The sequence below is a fragment of the Streptomyces sp. NPDC058001 genome (genome assembly GCF_042886315.1).
Taxonomy (GTDB): domain Bacteria; phylum Actinomycetota; class Actinomycetes; order Streptomycetales; family Streptomycetaceae; genus Streptomyces.
The window spans coordinates 14,597-38,635 of sequence record NZ_JBHVQT010000029.1 but is presented as its reverse complement, the minus strand read 5'-3'; the positions used below and the strand labels follow the sequence as shown (position 1 = coordinate 38,635).

27 protein-coding genes, 4 pseudogenes and 1 riboswitch are annotated in these 24,039 nt (G+C 68.8%); of the genes and pseudogenes, 10 read left to right on the top strand and 21 right to left on the bottom strand.

What is annotated here, in order from left to right:
• Nucleotides 1-804: 804 nt before the first annotated feature.
• The gene (locus tag ACFVT5_RS42885; RefSeq protein ID WP_389899667.1) at nt 805-1,314 is read left to right on the top strand and encodes a hypothetical protein; all 510 of its coding nucleotides are present in this window, start codon (nt 805-807) and stop codon (nt 1,312-1,314) included.
• A gap of 104 nt (nt 1,315-1,418) precedes the next feature.
• Here the strand turns inward: ACFVT5_RS42885 and ACFVT5_RS42880 are convergent.
• A pseudogene (locus tag ACFVT5_RS42880) lies at nt 1,419-1,595 on the bottom strand (transposase); the annotation flags it as partial.
• 112 nt (nt 1,596-1,707) lie between these two features.
• Nucleotides 1,708-2,667 (bottom strand): sigma-70 family RNA polymerase sigma factor, encoded by a 960-nt coding sequence (locus tag ACFVT5_RS42875; RefSeq protein ID WP_389899665.1) that lies wholly within the window; start codon nt 2,665-2,667, stop codon nt 1,708-1,710.
• Nucleotides 2,668-3,739: 1,072 nt separating this feature from the next.
• Between ACFVT5_RS42875 and ACFVT5_RS42870 the strand changes: the two are divergent.
• Nucleotides 3,740-3,999, top strand: a pseudogene (locus tag ACFVT5_RS42870) (ATP-binding protein); the annotation flags it as partial.
• A gap of 149 nt (nt 4,000-4,148) precedes the next feature.
• On the opposite strand, the gene ACFVT5_RS42865 reads toward ACFVT5_RS42870, so the two are convergent.
• The 3 genes from ACFVT5_RS42865 to ACFVT5_RS42855 form a co-directional block, all read right to left on the bottom strand.
• A complete protein-coding gene (locus ACFVT5_RS42865) occupies nt 4,149-5,015 on the bottom strand; it encodes a bifunctional 5,10-methylenetetrahydrofolate dehydrogenase/5,10-methenyltetrahydrofolate cyclohydrolase (protein WP_389899672.1) in 867 nt (288 codons plus the stop codon).
• 21 nt (nt 5,016-5,036) lie between these two features.
• A riboswitch (ZMP/ZTP riboswitch) is annotated at nt 5,037-5,122 on the bottom strand.
• Nucleotides 5,123-5,269: 147 nt separating this feature from the next.
• Nucleotides 5,270-5,440, bottom strand: coding sequence for a hypothetical protein (locus ACFVT5_RS42860; RefSeq protein ID WP_389899664.1), 171 nt, complete (start codon nt 5,438-5,440; stop codon nt 5,270-5,272).
• A gap of 336 nt (nt 5,441-5,776) precedes the next feature.
• A complete protein-coding gene (locus ACFVT5_RS42855; RefSeq protein WP_389899663.1) occupies nt 5,777-5,992 on the bottom strand; it encodes a hypothetical protein in 216 nt (71 codons plus the stop codon).
• A gap of 330 nt (nt 5,993-6,322) precedes the next feature.
• On the opposite strand from ACFVT5_RS42855, the gene ACFVT5_RS42850 reads away from it, so the two are divergent.
• Nucleotides 6,323-6,826 carry a DUF4265 domain-containing protein gene (locus ACFVT5_RS42850; protein WP_389899670.1) on the top strand — a complete coding sequence of 168 codons (504 nt, stop codon included), beginning with the start codon at nt 6,323-6,325 and terminating at the stop codon, nt 6,824-6,826.
• Nucleotides 6,827-7,048: 222 nt separating this feature from the next.
• On the opposite strand, the pseudogene ACFVT5_RS42845 reads toward ACFVT5_RS42850, so the two are convergent.
• The 8 genes and pseudogenes from ACFVT5_RS42845 to ACFVT5_RS42810 form a co-directional block, all read right to left on the bottom strand.
• A pseudogene (locus ACFVT5_RS42845) lies at nt 7,049-7,159 on the bottom strand (DUF5999 family protein); the annotation flags it as partial.
• Nucleotides 7,160-7,330: 171 nt separating this feature from the next.
• A complete protein-coding gene (locus ACFVT5_RS42840) occupies nt 7,331-7,858 on the bottom strand; it encodes a hypothetical protein (RefSeq protein ID WP_389899661.1) in 528 nt (175 codons plus the stop codon).
• 467 nt (nt 7,859-8,325) lie between these two features.
• Nucleotides 8,326-8,787, bottom strand: a complete 462-nt coding sequence (locus tag ACFVT5_RS42835) for a LuxR C-terminal-related transcriptional regulator (RefSeq protein ID WP_389899660.1) — start codon at nt 8,785-8,787, stop codon at nt 8,326-8,328.
• 83 nt (nt 8,788-8,870) lie between these two features.
• Nucleotides 8,871-9,323 (bottom strand): hypothetical protein, encoded by a 453-nt coding sequence (locus ACFVT5_RS42830; RefSeq protein WP_389899658.1) that lies wholly within the window; start codon nt 9,321-9,323, stop codon nt 8,871-8,873.
• Nucleotides 9,323-9,805: an ATP-binding protein gene (locus ACFVT5_RS42825; RefSeq protein ID WP_389899657.1), complete on the bottom strand. Its 483-nt coding sequence runs from the start codon at nt 9,803-9,805 to the stop codon at nt 9,323-9,325. The genes ACFVT5_RS42830 and ACFVT5_RS42825 overlap by 1 nt, the downstream gene beginning before the upstream one ends.
• Nucleotides 9,805-10,431 (bottom strand): hypothetical protein, encoded by a 627-nt coding sequence (locus ACFVT5_RS42820; protein ID WP_389899655.1) that lies wholly within the window; start codon nt 10,429-10,431, stop codon nt 9,805-9,807. Before ACFVT5_RS42820 ends, ACFVT5_RS42825 begins: the two co-directional genes overlap by 1 nt.
• A 665-nt stretch (nt 10,432-11,096) precedes the next feature.
• Entirely contained in the window at nt 11,097-11,852 is a 756-nt protein-coding gene (locus tag ACFVT5_RS42815; RefSeq protein ID WP_389899653.1) for a DUF6415 family natural product biosynthesis protein, read from the bottom strand.
• Nucleotides 11,849-12,154: a hypothetical protein gene (locus tag ACFVT5_RS42810; RefSeq protein WP_389899652.1), complete on the bottom strand. Its 306-nt coding sequence runs from the start codon at nt 12,152-12,154 to the stop codon at nt 11,849-11,851. Before ACFVT5_RS42810 ends, ACFVT5_RS42815 begins: the two co-directional genes overlap by 4 nt.
• 217 nt (nt 12,155-12,371) lie before the next feature.
• On the opposite strand from ACFVT5_RS42810, the gene ACFVT5_RS42805 reads away from it, so the two are divergent.
• From ACFVT5_RS42805 to ACFVT5_RS42785, 5 genes and pseudogenes are all read left to right on the top strand, one after another.
• Complete coding sequence (locus tag ACFVT5_RS42805; protein WP_389899650.1) at nt 12,372-13,616, top strand: Twin-arginine translocation pathway signal; 1,245 nt, start codon at nt 12,372-12,374, stop codon at nt 13,614-13,616.
• A gap of 2 nt (nt 13,617-13,618) precedes the next feature.
• Nucleotides 13,619-13,939 carry a 4a-hydroxytetrahydrobiopterin dehydratase gene (locus ACFVT5_RS42800; protein WP_389899649.1) on the top strand — a complete coding sequence of 107 codons (321 nt, stop codon included), beginning with the start codon at nt 13,619-13,621 and terminating at the stop codon, nt 13,937-13,939.
• Nucleotides 13,940-14,260: 321 nt separating this feature from the next.
• Entirely contained in the window at nt 14,261-14,413 is a 153-nt protein-coding gene (locus tag ACFVT5_RS42795; protein ID WP_389899648.1) for a hypothetical protein, read from the top strand.
• A 75-nt stretch (nt 14,414-14,488) separates the two neighbouring features.
• A pseudogene (locus ACFVT5_RS42790) lies at nt 14,489-15,461 on the top strand (IS5 family transposase).
• Nucleotides 15,462-15,848: 387 nt separating this feature from the next.
• Nucleotides 15,849-16,187 (top strand): hypothetical protein, encoded by a 339-nt coding sequence (locus ACFVT5_RS42785; protein ID WP_389899647.1) that lies wholly within the window; start codon nt 15,849-15,851, stop codon nt 16,185-16,187.
• Here the strand turns inward: ACFVT5_RS42785 and ACFVT5_RS42780 are convergent.
• Nucleotides 16,184-16,603, bottom strand: a complete 420-nt coding sequence (locus ACFVT5_RS42780; protein ID WP_389899646.1) for a hypothetical protein — start codon at nt 16,601-16,603, stop codon at nt 16,184-16,186. The two genes, ACFVT5_RS42785 and ACFVT5_RS42780, sit on opposite strands and share 4 nt — an antisense overlap.
• A 204-nt stretch (nt 16,604-16,807) precedes the next feature.
• On the opposite strand from ACFVT5_RS42780, the gene ACFVT5_RS42775 reads away from it, so the two are divergent.
• Entirely contained in the window at nt 16,808-17,335 is a 528-nt protein-coding gene (locus ACFVT5_RS42775) for a hypothetical protein (protein WP_389899645.1), read from the top strand.
• Nucleotides 17,332-19,398 carry a M48 family metalloprotease gene (locus ACFVT5_RS42770; protein WP_389899644.1) on the top strand — a complete coding sequence of 689 codons (2,067 nt, stop codon included), beginning with the start codon at nt 17,332-17,334 and terminating at the stop codon, nt 19,396-19,398. Before ACFVT5_RS42775 ends, ACFVT5_RS42770 begins: the two co-directional genes overlap by 4 nt.
• A gap of 127 nt (nt 19,399-19,525) precedes the next feature.
• On the opposite strand, the gene ACFVT5_RS42765 is transcribed toward ACFVT5_RS42770, so the two are convergent.
• From ACFVT5_RS42765 to ACFVT5_RS42735, 7 genes are all read right to left on the bottom strand, one after another.
• Entirely contained in the window at nt 19,526-19,903 is a 378-nt protein-coding gene (locus ACFVT5_RS42765) for a hypothetical protein (RefSeq protein WP_389899643.1), read from the bottom strand.
• Between the two features lie 100 nt (nt 19,904-20,003).
• Nucleotides 20,004-20,414 carry a DUF6415 family natural product biosynthesis protein gene (locus ACFVT5_RS42760; protein ID WP_389899642.1) on the bottom strand — a complete coding sequence of 137 codons (411 nt, stop codon included), beginning with the start codon at nt 20,412-20,414 and terminating at the stop codon, nt 20,004-20,006.
• A 12-nt stretch (nt 20,415-20,426) separates the two neighbouring features.
• Nucleotides 20,427-20,618: a hypothetical protein gene (locus ACFVT5_RS42755; protein ID WP_389899641.1), complete on the bottom strand. Its 192-nt coding sequence runs from the start codon at nt 20,616-20,618 to the stop codon at nt 20,427-20,429.
• 96 nt (nt 20,619-20,714) lie between these two features.
• Nucleotides 20,715-21,566: a helix-turn-helix domain-containing protein gene (locus ACFVT5_RS42750; protein WP_389899640.1), complete on the bottom strand. Its 852-nt coding sequence runs from the start codon at nt 21,564-21,566 to the stop codon at nt 20,715-20,717.
• Nucleotides 21,567-21,594: 28 nt separating this feature from the next.
• A complete protein-coding gene (locus tag ACFVT5_RS42745) occupies nt 21,595-22,122 on the bottom strand; it encodes a DUF6879 family protein (protein WP_389899638.1) in 528 nt (175 codons plus the stop codon).
• Entirely contained in the window at nt 22,091-22,282 is a 192-nt protein-coding gene (locus ACFVT5_RS42740; protein WP_389899637.1) for a hypothetical protein, read from the bottom strand. The genes ACFVT5_RS42745 and ACFVT5_RS42740 overlap by 32 nt, the downstream gene beginning before the upstream one ends.
• A gap of 440 nt (nt 22,283-22,722) precedes the next feature.
• A complete protein-coding gene (locus tag ACFVT5_RS42735; RefSeq protein WP_389899636.1) occupies nt 22,723-23,901 on the bottom strand; it encodes a hypothetical protein in 1,179 nt (392 codons plus the stop codon).
• Between the last annotated feature and the right edge of the window lie 138 nt (nt 23,902-24,039).

Sequence of the window (24,039 nt, the reverse complement as noted above, 5' to 3'; positions counted from 1 at the left end):
CATGGAGACACCCCACCCCCACCCCCCGACCAGCCGGACGACCACCAGCCCCCACCACCGGCCACAATCAGGCAACACATCAGTTCCGATGCCGTCGTCGAAGTCGTGACCGGGCCGACCAGCAAGAGCCGGACACAGCGGCACAACTGCGCACAGCGCCCCGCACATCCGGGCATCAGGGCCGGAACGCAGCCCCCGCAGCCGTCACACATCAGCCTGCAGGAACACACCCCGTCCCACCCGGCCCCCCAGCCGAAAACGAACGCCGCCAGCACAAGCGTCGCTGACCTACGCATGAGCACGGCAGCGAAGAACAGCGACAGACCCAACGAAACACCCCACCCTCAACCCCCCGACCAGACACCCGACCACCAACCCCCACCACCAGCCACAATGCCGCAACGCTCCACCCGATCCACCGCGGTCCGGGGCGGCAACGCTTCACCCGATCCGCAGTGGCCGGGGGCCGTGGTCGGGGGTCGTGGTCGGGCCGACCACAACGGGCACGACCGCGAATGCTCGGGACTGTTGCCCCACGGTCTGGCGCTCTGGCAACACGGCACGGGCCGCCGTGATCACCGCGGTCAACTTGCCGCCCCTGAGCCCATCCGGAAACGTCAAAGTCCAATAATCCACTCCCCGTGAGAGCCGATGCGGGGCCTGGGGAACGCCCAGGACCTTGAAGTGCCACCGCGAGCGACGCCGTGGCCGCGGGTGGCTGCTCCAAGAGTGCTGAACAACTGCGTCCTCGCCGTCCTCACGCTGTCGTGAGCCACGCACAGGCGGCCGGCAATCTCCGCGTCGGTGAAGCCGGTCGCGATACCGATGAGCACCTGGTGTTGCCGTGCAGGCAACCGGATTGTGCACACGCCCCGAGCCCACCCCGCGACGAGCAGACCGCCGCGCCGCGCCGAACCGATCACCACTGCGCAACCCCCGCCAGGGCGCGACACCCACCACTCCGGCAACACCCAACATCTGAGCGGCCGCTCGGACAGACAAACCCGAACGGTCGCCTGCGTCAGAGAGCTGGACCGGCTCGTTACCGAGCTGGAGGAGGCGGAAGCGGCGCGGAATCGTCTTGTGATCGCGAAGGAGACGGTGAGCCAGGTGCTGTCCGGGTCCGGCGATCTCAATGACGTGGAAGTTTCCGGTGGTGCCCGGCCGATTGCGCCGGAACCGGCGGCGCCCCATTCAGCGGTGCCGGTGCGGCGGGAGGGGCTGGACGTTTCGGTGTTGTCGCCGGACCATCAGCGGATCATGCACGTCCTGGCCGATCGTGAGCGGTCCGGCGATCTGCCGGCAACTCGCTGACTCGTTGGGCCTCGAACTGGTTCCAGCGAAGATCGAAGGGGTGCGGTCCAAGGCTGAGCGCCTGGCCGTGCGGGGCTGGCTCGTCGAGGACACCCCGGGCTCCTTCAGCGTTGCCGCTTCGCGAGGCGGCGGCTCATGACCATGGTCATTGGCCACAGCACCATCGCCTCGGACGTGTTGGGCCTCCTCTCGTAGTCGCGTGCCAGGCGGCGCGAGCGCATCAACCACCCGAACGTCCGCTCCACCACCCACTTGCGGGGCAGCACCACGAAGCCCGAAGCGTCCGGGATGCCTCTGGGCAGGGCCTCGTTCGATGTGCGCGGGAAGCAACGGCTCGCCGCTCCGGCATGAGCGCCGGGACCGAGGACGTCCACACAGCTCTGGACGCCGTCGTCACCAGCGTTCGTCGACTACAGGCAGCCCCGATCCCCGACGACAAGGCCGCACGCCGGAGAGTTTGTTCGGGTTGGTGACGGAGAATACGCCGGCGATCCGGTCTCCGCCGGGAGTGAGATCAACGATCACGACAGCGAGCGGACTGCCGCCGGAGAAGACGAGCGCACAAGGGTCTTGAGCCACCCGCCGATAGTGGATGTCCAGTCCCTCCGGAGGCAGCGCCCGGGCGACCGCCATGAATACCGCGGCGACCTGGTCGCGGCCGTGGACGGGACGCAGGCTGACCGCGGGTCCGCTGCCGCCGCCGTCGGTCCAGAGCGTCACCTCGGGTGCCAGGACCTCCAGAAGCGCGCGGAGATCGCCGCCGAGCGCGGCCGCGGCGAACCGCTCGGTGACCTGGGCGTGCAGGGCCGGCTCGGGCTGGTGGCGGGGGTGGCGCATGTGGACATGCCGGCGCGCACGGGTGGCGGTCTGGCGCACCGCCGTCGGCGAGCGGTCCAGGATGCGGGCGATCTCCGGGTGGGCGAACCCGAACACCTCGTGCAGCACGAACACGGCGCGTTCCAGTGGCGACAGGGTCTCCAGCACAACCAGCACGGCCATGGAAAGCGCCTCGGCACGCTCGGTACCGTCCGTGACATCGCTTTCGGCCGTCACCAGGGGTTCAGGCAGCCAGGAGCCGATGTAGGTCTCCCGCCTGCGGCTCATGTCCGCGCGGCGGGCGAGAGCGCGATTCACCGCGATGCGGACGAGATAGGCCCGGGCGTTGTGGACGGGCTCGGCGTCCGGCTTGCGGTGCCGGGCGGACCAGGCCAGCCACACCTCCTGGAGCGCGTCTTCGGTCTCGGCGACGCTGCCGAGCATGTTGTAGATCACCGAGAGCAGCAGCTCGCGATGGCCAAGGAACTGGTCGGTGACGGCGTCGGCCGTCGGGTGCGGTGGTGGGGCGGGTGTCATATGTGGCTCCTCATCTGCCGGACCGAAGAGAGCCGTCACGCCGTGAGTGTGACGCAGACGGCCCGATTGTGAGCCGCATCACGATCGCGCCCGCCGATGTCACAGCAGGCGCCCGACCTCCCATCTGTGGTGGTGTCCGGGGAGGAAGGGCCTCCTCGACACGCACAGGAGGACTTCGATGCGTACACGGATTCACGGCGCCCGCGTGTTCGACGGTGAGCGCACCATCGTCGCGACGGACGTGATGCTGGAGGACGGTCTCATTGCCGCGGTCGGCGCCGGTGCGGCCGGAGCGGCCGACGTTGAAGTCGACGGGCGGGGTGGAACGCTGCTGCCGGGGTTGATCGATGCCCACACGCACACGTTCGACGGCAGTCTGGCTGAGGCGCTGCGGTACGGGGTGACCACCGAGCTCGACATGTTCTGCATGCCGCGGCCGCTGGCGCGGCACCGGCGGCTCGCGGACCACCACGACGACGTGGCCGACCTGCGCAGCGCCGGCACCGTGGCCACAGCACCCGGCGGGCACCCGACGCAGCTGCTGGCCGCTCTGATCGGCACCGTCCTCGACCCGAGCGATGTAACGCAGATCGGTTTCGTCACCCATCCCACGCAGGCCCCGGCCTTCGTCAAGGCCCGGCTCGACGAAGGCGCCGACTACCTCAAGATCGTCATTGACGACGGCACGGTGCACGGCGCCGACCTCCCGGCCATGACCCCGGTGGTCGCCACCGCCCTCACCGCGGCGGCGCACGATGTCGGCCTGCGGGTCATCGCCCACACGATCACCGCCGCCGAGGTGAACATCGCGCTCGACGCCGGTGTGGACGGCCTCGCCCACGTGTGGGCCGACCTGTCGCCCAAGGCCCCGGCCTCGCGGCGGTTGGCCGAGCGGGTCCGTGCCCAGGGTGTCTTCGTCGTCACCACGCTCGCGTACTTCGAGGCGCTCACCGCCCGACACCCCCAGACCGCCCGCTGCGCACATCCCGGCCACTACGCCAACGCCGTCGGCGCGCTGCGGGCGCTGCACCGGGCGGGCGTCCCTCTCCTCGCCGGGACGGACGCCGCCCCGCTCGGATACATGGAACTCGACCGCCACGGCGCCGAACTCCTCTTCCAGGTTCTCACCGAGCGTGAAGAGAAGAACAGCGTCGCCATCGCCTCCAACGAGTCCTTCGGCGGCTGGACCAAGACCTTCACCGACCCATGTCTCTGCGCGGCCATCGTCGACCGCCTCACCTTCAACGGCACCCCATCATCGAGACCGGCACCGACTCCTACCGCCTGGCCAGCACCCGAGCACGAGCCGAAGCACCCGCCAAGGCCAGCTGACACTCTGCGGACCCGCGTCCATAGCGGCTCACCGCCCTCACGGGCGGCGAGCCGCTATCAGAACGAACCGCCAGCCAGCCCGATACGAGGTCTCCCAGGCTGAGCAGGGAGCATTTTGGCTTGATGCCAAGGATCTGCTGGTCACGAGGTCAGTAGTGCTGGATCCCGAGCTGGTTCGCGGCGGCGTCCACGGTCTGGGCAAGCAGGATGGCGATGGTCATCGGCCCAACGCCGCCAGGCACCGGAGTGATCAGACGGGCGCGGGTGCGGGCGGTGTCGAAGTCCACGTCGCCGACGTTGCCTGGGTTGTATCCGGCGTCGATCACCACCGCGCCGGGCTTGACGTCCTCACCCCGGATGAGGCGAGGCCGTCCCACGGCCGCTACCACGACGTCTGCTTCCCGGATGATCGCCGACAGGTCCGTCGTGCGGGAGTGGCAGTACGTCACCGTTGCGTTTTTGGCGAGCAGCAGCATCCCGGCCGGCTTGCCGAGAATCGCGCTGCGACCCACCACGACGGCGTGCTTTCCGGCGAGGTCGACGTCGTACGCCTCCAGCAGTCGCATGATTCCGCCCGGAGTGCAGGACACAAAGCCCGGCAGCGCGAAACTCATCGCGGCGAACGAATGCATCGTGACCCCGTCGACATCCTTCTCCGGAGCGATGGCCTCGAACGCGGCTCGCTCGTCGATGTGCGGGCCGCAAGGATGCTGGAGCAAGATGCCGTGCACGCCCGGATCGCCGGACAGGCCAGTCAGGGTGGCGATCAGCTCGGCGGTCGTGGTGGTGGCGGGCAAACCGATGTGCCGGGACTGGATGCCTGCCTTAGCGCACCGCGCCCGCTTCATGCGGACATACGTGACCGACGCGGGGTCCTCTCCCACCAGCACCGTCGTCAGACAGGGGCTGGTCCCCCCATGCCGTGAAATCTCTGCCGCCTTGGCAGCAGCCTCTTCGATGATGCGTTTGGCGAGGCCGGTGCCGTCCATGAGCTGGGCCGTCTGAGTCGCGGACATCGTTGCCTCCAGGCGTTGCTGACCACTCGCCCAGGCGCACGGCAACGACGTCTCGTCAGGCCGCTCCCCGGTGGTGCTCCACCTCAGCGCCAGTCACGGCCCACACCGCACTGTAGTAGACGCAGCACGTTCACACCGGTCAGCTGGAGAGCGACTCCCGACGGCCCATCCCCCTCCGGAACAACGTCAATTCTCGTCAACGTTCCTGACGCGCCCACACGCCAGACGCCTCCTGGACTCACCAACAAACGCTGCTACTGGAAGTACACAAAGCCAAGCACCGCAGCGTCGCGGAACGCCTCCGCACCCCGGACACTCCCGAGCCCGATGAGGCTGGTGGCGATCTCGCTACGTAGGTAGAACAGGAGAGAGCCGTAGACGTGGCCGCCCCCGAGCTGTCGGTCGGCCAGTCGCAAGGACGTCATCGCGTCGCGATGGGGCGACAGCGCCTCCCTTCGGTTATGCGGGGATGGGGAGGGGCGTGGAGGGCCGAACAAGACGTCGGCGGATTCTCGGAGATGCTCCAGGACCTTGCACGTGTCGGCCTCCGGAGTGCCCTGGATATCTCCGTCCATCCATCGGTCCCAGACACTCCGGGACACCGCCGCGGATGAGAGCCGGGGGTTTTCGTCCAGCCGGGCTACATCGTGGCCGGTGAACGCAAGGCGCGTCCCGATGACTCCGTACAAGGGAATGGAAGGAGTCGGCCTCTTCTTCCTCGCGAGCGGTGATGTAGGGGACCACCCTCGGCTCCATCGTGTTCATGCGGCTGCTCCCAGCGCCACGACGGGACGGCGCGGGACCACGACGGGACGGCGCGGGACCACGACGGGACGGCGCGGGACCACGACGGGACGGCGCGGGACCACGACGGGACGGCGCGGGACCACGACGGTGCCGTCGGGCAGCAACTCACCGGTGTCCTCGACTATGCCGATCAGCCTTGTGGGTGTCTTTGATGTCCAACTCGCTGCCATGAAGGGGCCTTTCGGTGCTACATGGACGGGTTCTGTTGGCCTGTCCGTGTCGGCCTGGGGTGTGGTGTGTCGTTCGCAGTGCAGAGGCTGCGGTGCTGGAGCGCAACCGGCAGCTCCGCGACCAGGTCGCTGACCTCACCAGGAAACTGGAGACCGCCCACGGCGAGATCCGCCGAATTCGAACGGTGGCCACCTGACAAACCAGCAACGTGACCAAGCGCCACGGGTACGGTGATCCCTTCGCCATGGGGCGCGGTCCGTCACATCAACGGTGAGCTGCGGGTGCAGCCGGTGCTCATGCTCCCGGCCGAGTACGCGATCATGTCGATCATGACTTCGCCAACACCCACGCGACCGGACATAGCTGTCGGTAACCGCATCAAGGTCTGGTTCCGATTCGTGCCGCGTGAGGGCTGGCTCCCTTACGACACCGAGGGGCTGTGGGCCACTGTCCTTTCCCCGGACACCGCTCGGGTGGACAACGTCCCGTTCCTGGTCGAGGGGGTAGCCCAGGATGATGTCGTGCGCTTCGTTGCCGGTGACGATGGGCTCCACTGGGTGACAGAGCTCGTGGAATGGTCGGGCAACTACACAGTTCGCGTTCTGCCAGCCGCGAAGGGGCCTCTCGGCCCTAACGCCCGAGCCGTGCACGACCTCTTCACTCCCTACAACCTCGGTGGCGAGGCATACAGCGCGGAACTCCCGCTTGTCGCCCTCAACGTGCCGCCCAGTGCTGATTTGAGGGAGATCAAGTCGCTGCTGATCCGAGGACAGGACGAGGGGTGGTGGGGCTTCGAGGTGTCGTGCAGCAGCGACGCCTGGGAAGCTGCCTGACTCGACAACACGCCAGGGGGCCTCGCCCGAGGCAGCGAGCTGTGACCGCCCAGCAGTGCTTCCTCGCGGATCGTGCGCACTTCGGAAACAGCACCAGGCGCTTCTGCTCTCTGGCCTCATGCCGTCCCTCTGCACGAGCCGCGCGGAAGACATGTCCGGCCCGCAAATCCTCAGGTCAGAACGGCGATGAACATCCGAGATCGACATAACCTCGAAGAGCAGGACGACGTTGCACAGCAGCGTCCAGCCCATGACGTGGTCGCGGAACCTGTGCTTGGCTGCTTCGTGATTCGGCTGTGAAGCCGCGGGACAAGGCGGTGTGTGCGGGCACATGCGCGACGTTCTTCCTCTCGGTTGCGCGGCGATTGATGAACTGGGCAATCGCGGCTTCGCCGTGGCCGTGGAAGCGACCCCGAGTGATGTCGTCGCATCCCTCCCGGCACAAGTTCACTTGCGGCGCTGGGGCCAGGCTGCGGGTGCGGTGGCCTGGGACGCGGACTCGGATCAGCTACCTCCGTCGGCGCCGCCGCGGTGGACGGTGATGGGGCCGACGAAGGTGCATCCTCCGGCGTGAAGGAAGGACCGGTACGGACCACTCTCGCCGAACCAGGCCAGCGGCACGAACGCCTCCTCGATGACCCGGATCTCCTGCTTGCAGGCGGCACAGGTGGGGAGCGGCTTACCGGCCGCGGTGCGAGCCTCCAGGAGGGCCGTCCGGTGGCCGTCGGCCTGAGCACACAGCGGGTCGCCCAAGCAGGCAGCAAACTGGCAGGAAACGCAGCCATGCTGGTGCGCGTCCCACGCCTCGTACGTGGTCAGCACCGCGCCGCGAAGCAGCTTGCAGGGAGCACAGGTATGAGGCCGCCAATCGGTGAAGCCTCCGAAGCCGACACCTTCTCCCGGGGCAAGCGACGAGGAGCACCACACACAGGCAGCTCCCCGGATCTGCGCCTCGCTCAGGCTGTGCATGATCGGGAACTCGAACACCACCAGCGTGTCCATGATCCCCGTGTCGTCGTCAGAGGTAGTCAACGGCTTCCTTCCAAAGTCCAGAAAGCGGCGCGGAGTTCAACCTGCCGCGAGTGGCCGGACGCCGCCTCGCCCGCTGTTGTGCCTGCCCGGTAGCGCGGCCGGCGTCATCCGGGCCACCGGGCGGGGGCAATGCGGCGGCGTATGGGTTCAGTTCTTCCGGTATCCCCGTCGCGCCCAACGTGACGGGTTGGGAAATCGGCTGTTCCAGCCCGGACGCCTGATCACCCGCCCGTCGCCGGGCGGAGGCGTCTCGCGCGGTCAGTGGGCGGACGGTTGTGGGGGCCGGCTGCTGCTCCCCCACAGAGCACAGCCGGGGCGCCAAGGCGCCGTTTCCTCCGGTCTCCTCACGGCCGGGAGGAGGCCCCCAGTCCGTGGCTGGGGAGATGGCGGCCTACTCGTTGGAATGGGTCGCGGTGAAGCGCAGGTCCGATCGCCCGCGATCCCGGCCCTATCGGGCCTGGCGGGGGTCAGGGAAGCCATTTGCACACCAGCTCCTTGGTGAGGATCTGGTACTGCCAGGCGCGGGTGATCAGGTGAGCCCGGTTGAGGGCATTGACGCTGGTCAGGAGTTCACGCACGTCGTCGCGTACGTTGGCGAGTGGCAGATGAAGCTCCGCGGCAATCTGCGGCGCGTGCATTCCCGTTGTGATGAGGAGGACGAGTTCACGCTGACCGCGCGGCAGGATCACCCGCTTGGGGTCGAGCAGCGGCGGGCCGGGGATGGCCTCCGTGGCGTAGCCACGGGCAATGGCAGAGGTGATTTCCCGCCCGCGCAACTTCTCCTTCGCCAGCTTCAGATAGCCCCCGACCGTGCCTGCGCCAAGACCAAGGTCCGCAGCGATCACGGCCAGTGTCCTGCCGGCCGCCAGGCCCACAAGTACCTGCCGCTCGCGCGGCGACAGGGCCGTCGCGGCGGGTGTGGTGGTCACTGCTGAACTCCTCGGTGTCTGGTCGGAGGCGGCGTAAGACGGGGCTGGAAGGGGCACCGGCCCGGTCTGCGCGAGGAGAGGCGTCATTCGTCGTCTCCCATCAGGTCCAGGAGCCCGACGATGGCCAGGGCATAGCGGCGCAGGTACGGCAGTGCCGCATCCGGCGCCGGCGTCTCATCCCGCAGGGCAAGCAACAGGCCCACTTCCTCGGTGGGATACATCGTGACCCGGTGCGGGACGACTTGAAGGAGCTGGCGGGTGGCCCGGCCGAACCGGTCGTTGATCCTCGCCGCGTCCGCGCCGCTCAGCGGCATGACCGTGGAGGGCCGACGTCGGCGGACGAGGAACACCAGGCGATCCAACAGCCCATCGAACGTCCGGCTGCGGGCGGCCCGACCGGGCCGGTCGGCAAGCACCTCGTTGAGCATGTCGATCAGGTCGTCGCTGATCCCGTCGGCGGCGAGCGAGCGGGACAGGAGAAAAGCGAGCTGACGCTCCAGCCGTTCGGCAGTGGCGGCTTGGCCGGAGGCGACCATCAGGGCCTCCCCGCAGGGATACGGAAATCGGCCCAGATGGTCCTACCGTCGCGGCTGACACCCCAGTCCGAAGAGACAGCAGCTACGAGGAACAGCCCTCGACCGCTCAAGTCCTCGCCGTCCGCGCTCTGAAGCTGGGCCGGCGCCGGGCTCTCATCTGTGACCTCGATGCGAAGCAGGCTGGGAGTATGCCGCACCCGCAGGCTCACAGTCCCCTTGCCGTGCTCGACTGCATTGGTGACCAGTTCAGAGACGACGAGCCGCACGTCTTCCGCCAGGGCGTCGGATAAGGCCCACAGCCGCAGGTGTGCGACGGTGATGCGCCGTATCCGGGCGACGTGAACCCGCTCCGGCGTTACGGCCACCTCGAACCCGCGCGACGTCGGCGTCTTTGGCTGTACGGCAGGCGATGTGTGCCGGGAGAGCCGATCTCGACGCCGGGCACTCCCGTCGAGCGGAGCGGCAGGGTGTGGGGTTCGCATTACCCGTCCTCCGCTGAACGCCTGTAGCCCCCGCCTTGGGCGGCTCTGCCCCGGCGGACCAGTTCCACCACCTCGTCCAGGTAGGTGAGTTCTGCCGGGGAGTCCATGGGGACAGACCAGTACGCACGCCCGCGCGGCCTTGTGAGCTGGGGCTCGGGGACGCCCAGGAAGTGGTCCCGGCCGAGGCATCCGACTCCGGGGAATTCCCGGTCACTCCACCTCCAGGTGGCAAACCCGGGCACGAGGACGTAGTACAGGTGGGAGTGGAGGTCCATGAACACGGCTCCACCGTCGAACCAGCGGCGAAGGAAGCCGTCCGCAGTCTCCAAGTCCTCCGCGTCGGCCGCCGCCCATACCAGGGGCGCGGGAATGCGGACGGCGGAGAGGATGCCGCCGCAGCCCAGAAGCGCAATCCCCTGTTCTCGCCACTGGGCACGGGCAGTCTCCGTGTCGTCGGCGGCTCCGAGCAGCCAGTGGGAGACCGCTAACTCCCGTTCTCGGCAGGCCACCAGCCCCGTGCCCTCCAACTGCTGTGCGTCACGCCCTGCTCCACCGGACCCGAGCAGCCCGGCGGCGGTCACGTCGAGAGCGGCAGCATTCTCCGGCGTACTTCCTGATCTGCTCATCGTCGGGCCGCCCTCAGGTTGGAGGTGAGCGCAAGGCGGACCGGCGGGGTGGGGGTCATGGGATTATTCCTCGGCAGCGCGTTCGGGTGGTCAGGCGGGCGTGTCCAGCAGAGGGCCGAGCGAGGCGGGCTCGATCGGGGGCGTCTGGTGTGCGTTGAGCGCACGGCGCAGCATGCGCGGGCCGACGAGGTGGCCGCTGAGGTGGAAGCCGCGCAGCCAGTACCCGTGTGGGAGGCCGGCCGATTGGTGTAAAGCGGTGGCAGGATGATCGTGGCGGGCGCGGTGACGCACATTCCGACGGAATGCGGCTCCCAGCGGCCAGCGGTGCCGGGTGGGACCAGCCAGTACGCACCGTGGGAGCCGACGTCGGCGAGGACTGGTCCGCAGCCGTGCGGCTGCCACTCGTTAAGCGCACTGGCGATGTCGTCGGTAAAGACGCCGCCCATCGTCACGACGACATCGAACAACAACCCGCCACCGAGGGGTAACACCGCGCTGCGGCGGTCCTCGACAACGAATAGCGCGCGGACTCGGTCGGCCAGCTCCCGCATGTCCGCGACGGGGACCGGGCCCAAGGGGACGAGGACGGGTTGTGTGGTCATGGTGGGGTGGTGCCTTCCGTGTACGCGGGGCGGGCCGACCGGGCGGGTGATCAGGGGGTGTGGTCAGCGCGGGCCGAGCTCGGTGTCCAGGGCGGCCGTGAGCAGGCCCGCGTCGGTGAGGTAGCGGGTGGGCGTGGGCGGCTGCATCCACTCCAGGCCGGGCCGGTCGGTCCAGTGCACGGGCGGCACGGCGACGTAGGTGCCCTCGCCCAGTACCTGGACGTGCTGGGAAAGCGTGCTCCAGGCGGTGACCGCGTCCGGAAGGACAAGCCAGTACATCGCGCGGGCGTAGCCGTCGTGGATGATGGCGCCGGACGCTTCCCGGAGACGTGCGCGGACGGGCTCGCCGATGGACTGGGGCACACGGACGGCGTCCCAGTAGCGTCCCGCATTGACGAGCTGGACGGTGATGCCCTTTGGCGGGTGCCACGCTTCGGCTGCGCGGCGACTGCTCCCGGTGCGCAGCTGCTCCAGGTGACCGGTGAGAGCCCGGACGGAGCGGGCGAGGGACTGCGTCAATTTCACTTCGCTCGACAGGGACGGACCAGGCGTCAGACCGAGGCGCCCGCGGGTCTCACCGACGCACAGGATGGCGCGTACGGGCAGTCCGGCGTGATGCGAGGCGCGCGCCGCGTCCTCCACGGCGGGGACGAGCTGCATCAGGGCGCCCCGCAACTGGGCCCGGAGAATGTCGAGTTCGCGCCGTGTGGGTGAGTCTGCCGCCTCGCAGAGGACCGCGTCGGCGAGGGCGAGCATCACCGTGGTGTCGAGCGGCGAGGTTGCGGACCTGTCGTCGCGGCAGCCGCCGGGCGCGGTCATGACCGGGCTCCGGCAGCGATCGTGTCGACCCCGGCCACCGCCGCGAGCGCCCGGAGCACGATCCCGGCGCGCCGGGCGTCCAGCTTCTCCAGGTTCCACAGCGAGACAGTGCAGGGGAAGCGAATGGCGACGATCAGAGCGAGAAACGCCATGTCCGCCGGCGTCAGGCCCGGGACGCGTGTGTACCGCGCCTCGAACTCCAACCAATCACACAAGACGACACCGTCGTCATGCTCGTCAACCAGGAGGTCACGGACCCAGTCGCTCGCCAGCAGCTCCTCCTCCTCGATGAACGCGGCCACCACCAACCGCTCGCACCAAGGCCGGTCCCGCACCCACATGGCAAGCGGGTCAGTCAGTAGCGGGGCCTCAGCAGTTGTAGCGTCTTGTGCACTTCCCGTAGTCACAGGTGGATGATGGGTCCGCACGTCGGACAGGAACTAGGCCACGATGTGGCCACGCATGGCCACGTAGCGGCCATGGCCGGGAGCGCGGACGATGACACCTCACACTGGACACATGGGCCGCAACGACGCTCTGAGGGCCGCACGGCTACGCGTGGGCTGGCGCACCTTGGAACAGGCAGCCGCCAGGCTCACCGCGCACGGACAACACCTCCTCGATGACCGTCAGTTCACCGTGTCGGCGCGGACCTGGCGCCGCTGGGAAGGTGACCGCCCGGGATGGCCCTCAGAGGAGACCGCGCTCGTCATCCACGATGCACTCGGCCGCTGGCCCGAAGACCTCGGATTCACCACGCCGCCGGGCTGGATCCGGCCTGAGCACCATCAAGAGGCCGACGTGCACCGCAGAGCCCTCACGTCCGTCACCGCCGCTGCGCTGGTCGCGGGACCGGTGGCCCCGCAGCATGTCGACCCCGCCCTCATCGACTACTTCCAACAGCAACTCGAAGGGCACTATCGCGCGGACATGTTTCTCGGACCCCACGACCTGATCGGCACTGTGTCCGCGCAGTACCAGCTCATCGATAAGCTGATCCGTTCGGCGAAGGGTGAGACCCGGCGCGGCCTGCTGTGCGTCGGCGCCGCCTACGCTGCACTCGTCGGGTGGCTGTACCAGGACGCCGGAGACATGGATGGCGCGTCCTTCTGGCGGGGCGTCACACAGGAGATAGCGATGCGGTCCAGGGACCCGCACCTGATCGGCTATTCCCTCGTCAACCAGGCCCAGGTCCGCACCGACTTGGGCGACGGGCCCGCAGTCGTGGACCTGTGCGAGGCCGCGCTGAACGGCGCCGCCCGGCTCGCGCCGAAGGTACGGGTGATGTCCCTCCAGCAGCAGGCGCACGGCGCGAGCCTCATCGGTGACCGCACGGCGGTGGACCACCTCATCGACCAGGCCGACGGGCTGCTCGCCCGGGTCGATGACGACCTGCCGTGGGGCAACGCCTGCCGCCGGACACCTGGCTACCTGGAGGTGCAGCGGGCCACCTGCTACGGGCGGCTCGGGCTCGGTGCCGAGGCCGTCTCCCTGTGGAACCAGGTGCTCGACATCGTCCCGGAGTCCGCGCGCCGGGACCGAGGGGTGTACCTCGCCCGGCACGCCACAGCGGCGGCCGGGGCGGGCGAACCCGGCCACGCCCTGGAGATCGCGCGCACGGTCGCTGATATCGCGATCGAGACCCGGTCCGCCCGGATGCGGCGGGAGTTGGTCACTCTTCAGCGGGCGATGCGACCGTGGCAGGATGCCCCGGTCGGCCGGGATCTCGCTGAGATCCTGGAGCCCGTGACCGAGGGGAGCTGAGCGTGGCGGAGAATCCGGTGCCGCTGACCGAGGATGAGGTCGAAGTGGCCCTGCGGGAGGCTCCGGGCTGGAGCCGTGACGGGGACGAGATCACTCGCACGTTCGGGATCCGATACCACGGCGGCGTCGCAATGATCGTGCACGTCGCCGACGTCGAGCGGCTGATCGGCCATCACGCGGACATCGACCTGCGCTGGGATCGCGTGCGGTTCGGGATCACCACGCACGACGCTGGAAACAGGCTCACCGCGGCCGACTTCGATCTCGCAACCCGTATCGACGCCATCGCCGAGGCACACGGGGCGACGCCGCTGGGCGTGTGACCCCGGGGCATAACGAAAGGCCCCGCCGCCCGAAGGCGACGGGGAGCGTGAAGTTATGGGCTCATCCGCTGGTGTCGAGCATCGAGGCGAGCGCCACTCTGCCGTGTGTGCACCCGTACTGTTCCGAACCGGGTGGTCAGGGACGGTCGCTCACTGTCCACTGCTCGGTCACATCGTGCCACCGAAAGAGGGATGGAACAGTGGCGCCTGGGCCTGGACCAAGGCCAAGAGGAGAGAGTTCGCCAACGACCTGACCCACTCGCAGCTCATCGCCGTATCGGCTGGTAGCAACCGACAGAAGCGCGACAAAGACCCGGGCCGGTGGAAGCCACCGCCGATGAGCCGGAAGGCGGCATCGCCGATGGCAGTCGTGCCTTGGCCAGGGTCCTTTCAATCGGCGACGGACAGGGCGTCGTCCAGGATTCACAGTGCCGCGCCGGACTCACCACCAACACCGAGGAGGCTGCGGCCTAGGGCCTGTGTGGAGTTGTGATCTCGTGGGGTCCCGACCCTCTCGGGAGGGTCGGGCACTTGGGGTGGAAGGGTGGGGTGTCTCGACCTCAACTTTCGGATGCCGAGTGGGAGTTCATCTCCCCGTTCCTGCCGGTCGGTGAGTACGGGCCGTACCCGGAGAACCTGCGGGCGCACTTCGAGGGCGTCGTGTGGCGGTTCAGGAACGGGGCGAAATGGCGGGAGTTGCCCGAGCGATTCGGGCACTGGTCCACCGTCTGCGGCCGGTTTCGGCAGTGGCGGGATGCCCGGGTGTTCACCGCGGTGTTCCAGGGCGCGATCGCCGAGGCGGCGAAGCGGGGCCTGGTGGACTTGTCGCTGGTCAGCGTGGACCCGACCACTGCCCGGGCCCATCATGATGCTGCGGGGATGATCGTGGAGCCCGAGACCCTGGACGCGTTGGAGAAGGCCGCCGCGGAAAAAGGGGCACCAGCGAGGAACAAGACGGGCAACTGGACCCGGAGCGGGAAGAACGACGACGCGTGAGGCGTCGCCGCAAGGCCCGACTCGCCGCCGCCGGCCTGGGACGTTCCCGCGGCGGACTGACCACCAGGACGCATTTGTCCTGTGTGCGGCAATGCCTGCCCCTCTCGCTCAAGATCACTGCGGGGCAGGCCGGGGACAGTCCGCAGTTCATCCCCGTCCTGAACAAGATCCGTGTCCCCGGCCCGGTCGGCAGGCCCCGCACACGGCCCGGCGCAGTCGCGGGCGATAAGGCGTACCCGTCTCGCCAGAACCGTTCCCACCTGCGCAAACGTGGGATCAAAGCGGTCATCCCCGAGAAGAGGGATCAGGCCGCCCACCGCAGGAACCGCGGCTCACGCGGCGGACGGCCCGTCACCTGGGACAAGCAGCTGTACAAGCTCCGCAACAGTGCCGAACGCACCATCAACAAGATCAAGGACTGGCGCGGCCTCGCCGTCCGCTACGACAAAAGCCTGAAAGCTACCAGGCCGGGCTTGAACTATGCACCGGCCTCCTCTGGATCCGACACCTCGGACCACAGCCTTGATCACAACTCCACACAGGCCCTAGTTGCGACATTATTCGGCTAAGTACAGCACCACAGGTCAGATACCTTGCTCATCGGCACGGTTGATCGAGACACGCATACCACCCCAGCTCAGCAGTAGTGCCAAGATCTCCTCTGCCAACTCTAAGCACAGCACGTCAGAGCAATCTGGATGTCGTAACTGGAGGGAGGACCGACACCCTACTCGTCGCCTGCAACGTCGCCGCCTTCTGCGTGACTCCCTACGTCCTCGTCCGCGGCACGGTCGGGCGCCGCCGTTGACCCGTCGGCCCCCGGGCGAGCGAAGTGGCCCGAAGCCCGGACCGCTCCCGCCCGGCGCTGACACACTCGGCACCGTTGTGATCACCGCGTATCGACGGAGGACAGTTGAGCCAGCCGGAGCAGCCCTGGCAGCCGGGCCCGAACGATCTGCCCTTCACCACCCACCTGATCAACCCGCATGGTGACCGGCACCTCGGATTCAACGACGTCGAGGGCCGCTTCTACCGGCTGTGGCAGCACCGTGAGCCCGAGCCGCTCCACACCGGCGACGCGATCCTGCTGTGTCCCAGCGACATCGACCAGATCATCAAGTTCTCCATGATCTGGGTGAAGAACCACCCCAGCCACCCGCGCGGCAGTGACCTGTCGGACGAACTCGCCGCCGAGGCCAAGGCCGTCGTGCTGCACTTCGCCCAAGCCGCGCAGGCCCCCGTACAGCGCTAGGACGGTCCCTCGGGCGCCGCACCCCACCGGCCGACGAACTCCTCGAAGGGGGCGCGGCGCTGAGCTTCCTCGCGGGCGACCTGCCGGGCGAGGACGTTGCGGTCGATGTACGGGTCGGCGGCGGCGAGGCCCAGGCGCTGGAGTTCGGCCGGCTCCAGCGCCCCCACCTCCCACTGCACCGGGCGGCGGGGGTCGAAGCCGTAGCGGCGGGCGAAGGCCGGCCACCTCGGGTCGCCGCGCTTGCCCTCGGTCGCGGGCAGCTCGTAGGCGCGGACCTGGTCGTAGGTCAGCAGAACCCGCTCCGTCCGGCTCCAGCAGCCTGTGCGCGCCACCCAGTCCCGCTCGATGTCCTCGCCCGAGCAGTCAAAGTCGCCCAGGTTTCTCCAGGGCTCCGCGAGCGAGCGGTTCGACTTCACGCAGCTCAGGAGCGGTCGGAACGACCATAACGGGTGCAACACCTGTGGTGCACGGGCGCACGGAGAACATTCAGTGCGTTTTTCGAACAGTGGTGCCGTGCCCACCGGTGTTCGATGAACGCTGGCCATGTGCTTTGCGATCAACTGCGGCCTTGTGGTACGAGATTGGGACCATTGCCTAATTGAGCGGCGAGAGGAATGCCTGTGCCGCGGAATTCCGACAGTCTATCGAACGAACGGGCCGACACCCTTCTCGTCTCGCCTCACGACTTCGCCCGACGCGTGGTGGCCCGAATAGCCCCCGACGAACTGCCGGCCTTCTCGCTGCTCGCACGATCCCGCACCCGCGCGACCAAGCTCCGTGACACACCACTGGGCAGCGGTCTCGACGAGATCACCGGCGCCGTCACCCCGGTGGTCATGCTGGTCAGCGGCGGAGCGTTGACCGCGCTTGCGGCAGGCACCACCGAGGAGATCAAGAACCGCAGCATGCACCTGACGGAGAGACTGCTCGACCGGCTGCCGTGCTCCTTGCGGCGGCGCGAGCTCGAGAACGTGGAAGTGCCCGTCGAGGCGCTGAGCACCGAGCAACTTACCGCCGTTCGCGCGTCGGTACGGGCCAAGGCACAGGGGCTCGGGATGCGGGAGGACCAAGCGGAGGTCCTGGCTGATGCCGTCGTCGGGGAACTGGCGCTGCTGAGGCCCGGCGAGGGCCAGGAGCCGGAGCGGTGAGCAGTACCTCTCCCTGCCGTCCCGCGACGCTCGACATCCGGGAGTTCCCCTCCGACCTCTCCCTGATGCTGGGTCTGCTCGTGGTCACCGTGCTGACCCAGGACCTGTTCTTCGCCCTGTTGATGACCTCCACGCAGGAGATCGGCAGCATATTCGGATATCTGATGAGTGTGCTGTTGCCCGGGTTCTTAACCGGGATGCACATCAACCGACGTCGGTGGCGGCGTTCGACACCGCTGGCTGAGGCTCCCTTCCATGGCGCCATCGAAGCGGTCCAGCGGCTGGTCCAGGAGGCCGGACTGAGCAAGGAGCCGAGCGTGATGGTGGATCCGCGGCTGAGGTCCGGGGCATACGTGACCACCTTGGGGAGCCACCCCCTCATGATGCTCGGGCCGGAACTGCTGGCCCTGCGCGAGAAGGGCGAACGCGGACGCCAGATCTTCGAGGCCGTGGTCCGACATGAGCTCGCGCACCTGCAAGGCGCGGACCACCATACGTACTTCTGGCTGAGAGTGCTGCGCCTGTCGAACCTGTACACCGGGGCCTTCATGGTGTACGGCGCGACGCTCGACGCGCTGGGCCACAACGTCTCACCCTGGCAGCTGTTCGCCGCCGTGGTCCGGGTCGTGCTGCTCACCGTGCTCGGCGAATTGATCGCCCGCGCGTATCTGCGGATCCGCGAGCACCATGCCGACCTGCATGCTGGGCTGACCGACCGGGAGGGACTGCTCGCCGCGCTGCACAGCGAGACCAGCGGGGCGAACAAGGACGGCACGGGGAAGCTGCGGTCGTGGCTGCGTCATCACCCAATGGACACGGAACGGGTGGGCGTGGCCGAGGCACCGGGCCGGGTGCTGGCGTCCTCACGGGGACGGGTGTTCCTGGGCTCGACCGTCGCCGGTGTGCTGCTGCCGACGCTCCTAGACATGCAGTTGCGTCTCTCCCCGAACCTGAGCGCGATGATCGTGTGCGAGGCGATCGCGGGGGCGGGGCTGACGCTGTTCGTCGGGTTCACGCTGTGGCGTCACCAGTGGTACGCGGGGACCGCAGGGCTCGCCCGGTCGGCGGCCACTGCGGCGCTGGTGGCTGCCGGGATGGTCACCGGCAGCTGGCTTGCCCTGTACACCAGGATCTCCGACTCCCGGATGTCCGGATTCCCCATGGCGCCGTCCGTGCTGGTCGCGCTGCTCGGCGCCACGCTGCTGCTGTGCGGCTGGCTCACGGTACTCGGCGCCCAGTGGTTCCGGGGCGACCCGCGCGCGGAGCGGATGCCCCGATTCCTGAAGCTGGCCGTTCCGTCCGCGTGCGTGGTCGGCGGATGGCTGATCGCCATGGTCTGGACATGGGCGGTGTTCCTGCAGACCGTCGCGGCGAGTTGCTCGATGGACGGCTATGTGTGCCTGTCCGATGCCCCGGAGCGCGATGTCGCCGCCGGGATGGCCAGGTTGTTCGGTCCCGGGCCTGTCCTGGTGATGGTGGTGTTGATCGCCGTCGGCGTTCCGCTGGCCGCTCGGTTCCGGAGCGGCATGGAGACGTCACATGGCGCCGAGGAGCAACATGCGCCTGTCTTCGTATGGCACCGCCGCCACACGGGTCGTTTCGTCCGCACACTGCTCGGGCTGGGGCACCGTGTCCTGGCGGCTGCGGCATCCATCCCGCGACTACGACTGTGGGTGCGGCTGTTTTCGATGACCGCGCTCATGGTCGCCATCTGGCTGCTCCTGATTCCGCGCACGGCGTTGTACTACGTCGATGACGAGGGCCGACCGTACGACGTCAGGGTCGTGCACTCCTGGCGTACCACCGATCGGACGCTGCTCCTCGGGAGTGACCTCGCTGGTGTCGATGGCCCCTTCAAGCTGGTGACCAGCGTGAGGCTTGACTGTGGGACGGCGTTCGCGCCCGGTGCAGACGAGGACGCGCGACCCGGCGACGGGGGTGAGGCGTGTTCGGAGGTGGAAACACCGCGGCGGATCATCGGACTGTGCCTCGTCGGCCTCTGTGTCGTCGGGCTGTGGGGCGCGCCACGATTGCCGGGACCGCGTGTGCCGGTGGGGCCTTGAGGAGACGGTCAACCCATGTCACGGCCTGCGCCGGTGTTCACGCCTCGCGGATCGGGGAGTTGAGGACGGAGACGACCGCGACGGTGTTGCCGTGATGAACTCGGTCAACTGCGGCGGCATCAGTTCTCTACTCGAGCGGCCCCGGCGGTGTGGATCGGTTGAGCTGGGCCATGAGCTCGCGGTTGGCGGCGCGGGCCGCGGCGAGGTCGTCGTCGCGGTCCTGGAGCTTGGGCTCCAGATCGACAACCTGCTGTTCTAGGGCGGTGATTTGCGCCTTGAGCTGTTCCGTGTCGTCGGGACCGCCGATGCCGGACTCCCGCCAGACCTGCTCACCAAGCACTTCGCTGAGGCAGGCTTCAAGGCGGCGGACCTGGGCCGCGAGGCGGGCGGTGCGGGCCTCGGCGGCCACCAGGTCGGTTTGAAGCGACGCGCGGCTGACGGCCGGGCCCCGGCCGCCGGGGATTGCGGGCGGCTCGGCGGCCTGGGCGCCCTCGTAGCTGTCCACGATCTCCCGGGCCCGGTTGACGACCGCTGGCCATCGGATCCGCTCTGGCGCCATACCGGTACTTGTACCCTTCCGCGCGGCCGTCGGCCCGGGACGCGGGTCAGCCGACGGTCGGTGCAGCCGTCTCCGGGGCGAGCGCGGCCTCCAGTCGGTCCAGCCGTTCGTAGAGGGCGCGGACCAGGCGGGCTCGGTTCTGGACGCAGCGCATGGTGCCCTCCAGCGTCGCGGACAGCTGGCCTTCCGCCTCGCGCAGGACGACGGCGGCGAGCGCCCGGGGCCCGCTTTCCTTGGGTAGTTGGCCTGCGCGGCGCCGGACGTCGGCGGCGACCGCGCGGGCGTGGCCGGTCAGCTGGAGGCCGATCTGCTCGTAGTCGCGTGTCGCGAGTGTGTCCTCGCCGGTCCACGCGAGGACGGCCTTGACGAGGCTCTCGTACGGTTCACGGTCGAGCGGGAGTTCCGCCTCGATCAGGCCGGTGGGGTCATACAGGGCCGTGTGGCTGCTGGTGTGCATGGGCGGGCCTCGCTACTGGGGCGTCTTCGTGCGGGTGTCCTCACCGTCGGCCCTTTCGTCCTGGTCCTCGCCGTGCTGACCGAGGAACCGGGCGAAGCCCCGGTCCGCGCGGGCCAGCAGGGCCGGGGAGGGAACGCCGTAGGCGGGCGGCTGGAGGCCGCGGCCCTCCGGGGCCGGGATGGTGGAGTCGGTGTGTGCACGCATGCGGCCCCGCCTCTCCGGCTGGTGGTCCGTCGGTGACTTCGACGCTACGCAGCGTGGGGGACAGCCTTCAACGAAATTGCGCGAAATTGCGGAGGTTCACTCCAGGGCGTCGATCGCGGCCTGGATCAACGCGCGGGCGGCATCGCCGTACACGGCCATCTCCGCGAGGCCGGCGAACGCCTTCGCGTAGTCGGCGACTTCGCGCGGCTGCGTCACCTTGATCTCCGCCGTCAGCGTCTCCACCACGGCCGTGGTGTGGTCGTGGACGTAGAACGCCTCCAGCGGCCACACCGTGCGCTGCACGGTAAACGGGATGACCCCCAGCGAGACCGATGCGAGCGGCATCACCGCCAGGAGATGACGGAGCTGCCCGCGCATCGCCTCGGGGCCGGCGGTGCGGTAGCGCAGGACAGACTCCTCAAGGAGGACGACGTAAAGGTGGCCGCCCTCGTAGAGGAACCGGGAGCGGGCGACGCGGGCGGCGACGGCTTCGGCGACATCGTCGGGGGTGCCCTGGAAGCGGGTGATCTGCTCCATGAGGGCGGTCGCGAACGCCGGCGTCTGGAGAAAGCCGGGCGGCACGTTGGAGACGTAGACCTGGCAGTGGCGGGTCTGCTCGTGCAGGGCGTACCAGTCCTGCTGGACCTGTCGCATGCCGTTGCGGTGCAGGCGGCGCCACTCCATGTACATCGAGTCGACCGCTCGGGCGGTGGCGATGAGGTCGTCGGCCTGGTCGTCGGCACCGCACGCCGCGCACCAGGTGCGGATGTCCGCGTCCGAGGGCAGGACCACGCCCTTCTGGATGCGGGTGGTCTTGGCAGGGTGCCAGCCGCACCGGGCGGAAAGTTCCTTCCCGGTGAGGCCGGCGTCCCTGCGCAGGTGCTGCAACCGCACAGCGAGCGCCTCACGGGCCCCCTGAGCGCTGGACGATGGAGAGGCGGTCGTCATGAGATGGCGGCCCTTGGCTGTGCGTCGGTCAGATGCGGTATTCGGCGTGGTCAGTGGCCAGGTCCCATACCGAACGGAACGCCTCGGCACACAGCTTGACCGCACTGGGGTCTTCGGTGTGGTCGGCCTCGAGGGCCTGGCCGTCACCGGAGAAGATGTTCCACCGCACGATCCGGTCGTCGATGAGCCAGAAGTCGTTGCCCGGCAGTGCGAGGGCGGAGGCGCGGCGGCGGGGAAGCCAGCGGACCTGTTCGCCGGCGCGGAGGTTGGCGTCGGTGATGGTGTGCTCGAAGCGGATGTAGTCGGTGACGGGCTCGGACACGATCCGGGCCCGCAGGAGCTTCACCCCTCGGGCAACGGTCCGCTCCACCAGCGGCAGCCACCCGCTCCAGTACTCCGAGTCGTCCGCGGGCACGCTCCCGTCGCGCAGGAACGCGTCGTAGACCTCCCGCTCCTCCCCCACGGCGTAGACGTCGCGGAGCTCCAGGTGCAGAGCGTGGTGCCGGGCGGAGTCGAGCAGGTCCTCAAAGCTGAGGGCCGGCGGCTTCTGCGGCATCACACGCCTTCCTGATCTGGGCCACCATGCTGACCGGGATCCGGACGACCCCTTCGTCCTCTGCGGGCGGACTGTCCTGGCTGCAAGCGGCCCGGGTCGCCGCGTCGGCGAACTTGCCCTGCAGAACCAGTTCCGGCCCTTCAGCGGTGTCGGTGTCCACCCACACCGCAGGGCAGTTCCCTCCACCCGAGTTCGGGTCCGTGCCGCAGAAAAGTAACGCCATAATTCCCTCCGAAGCGAGCCGGTTGCGTGTAGTTGCGGGACGACCGTCCCGCGCCCGAAGGTCGGCGTCAAGGCCCTCCACCCGCGGGGGCCTCTGGTCCGTCCGGTGCCGTACCGCTGCGAGTGACTGCTCGGGGCGGTCCCGTGCAACGTGCGACCGGGCACGGGACCGCCAAGCCCTGCCGTCCTGTCCGAGCCGGCACTGGAGCCGTACGAAAACACGCTGCCGAGCGCACCCCCAACAGCGCACAGGAAGCCGCAGGGGGCTGAGCCGGCAGACGCACGGCCGTCGGGGCCGTTCCGGCTGTACCGGCTGTGCCGGCACCACCCGGATCAAGATGCCCTCAGCCCCACTGCCGCGCTGCGACAGGGGCGTCGTCAGGTCAGGGGCGTGAGCGCGGGCCTGCCGTTCGGGGCGATGCTGATGCGGTGGGCGGTCCAGGCGCCGTCCGTCGACTGTCCGACAGCGACAGCGCCACCGGACGGGATCTGCGCGATCTCGGGCTCCGCGGCGGGAAGCAGGGTGCGCGACTTGCCGCCGTTGAGCGGGGTGGCCTGGAGCGGGCCGCCGGGTCCCGCGGACGTGCCGTACGGCGGCCGGTAGCTGGTGAGCAGCCACTCGCCGGCCAGACCGACGAAGGCGGTGCCGCTCGCGTACTGCGGTACAGGGACCACCGTCTGCGCGCCTGTCGGGTCGTCGCGGCGTACGACACGGGCCTGGCTCGCGCCCTCGTGGTACACGGCGATGTGCGTCGGGGAGAGCGCCGCCTGGAGGTAGAGCGAGTCGTCGTCGGTTGCGTGCGTGCTGATGGTGGTGGTCATCGTGCCGGTGGCGAGGTCAAGCAGGCCGATGTCGAGCGCGTGACGGAACCGGATGAGCGCGGACCTGCCGTCACCGGCCAGCACGGGCTGGTTCCTGGGGAAGAACTGGTTCTCCGGTGGGTCGACCGGAATGTCGCTCTGGATCGCCCCGTCCTCCGCCACGTGCAGGACGTGCAGGCGTGCGACCTGCCACACGTCGTCGAGCTCCTGAGTGATCAGAGTGGAGCCGAAGACGGCGGCGACGTACTGACCGGCGGGGAGGGTGACGTCGGTGGTCGCGCCGGTGGCCATGTCCTGCGTCTGGATCTGCCCGCTGGAGTAAAGCGGAGAGGTGAGGACCGTGTCGCTTCCGGCGGCGTAGTACCCGTACTGTCCCTGCGAAGCTCCGCCGTAGGTGTCCAGTGACCGCTCGCTGCCGTCGTAACCGCGCCAGGCGTGGACGCCTTCCGACCCGTCGGCATTCGCGCGGCGGTGCAGGTAGCCGGTGTTGCCCGCGGCGTAGAGGGAGTCCTGTACGTACTGGACCTGATTCGAGCTGCCGGTTACGGCTGCTGACGGGACGACATCTGGCGCGGCGAGGGTGACACCGGACGTGCTGACGGCGCGCGCGTCGGGCGCGGCCTCGGCTGTCGCCCCGGCGGCGAGCGTGAGCGCCGCCAGTGCGGCCAGCGTCGTGGTGCCGCGGCGCAGGGCCGGGCGGTTGGGGATGGCGGGAGGGAGCGGGTGCTTTCGCAAGTTCTTGAGCCTCCAAATGCATTGCGGTAAAACGACGTTGAAGCAGTCGACAGCAGGCGACTGCTTCCGTGGCACGTGAAGCTAACACGTCAAAAGTCGCACGTCTATTCGAATAATGTTTCCCCAGAAAAGGGACTT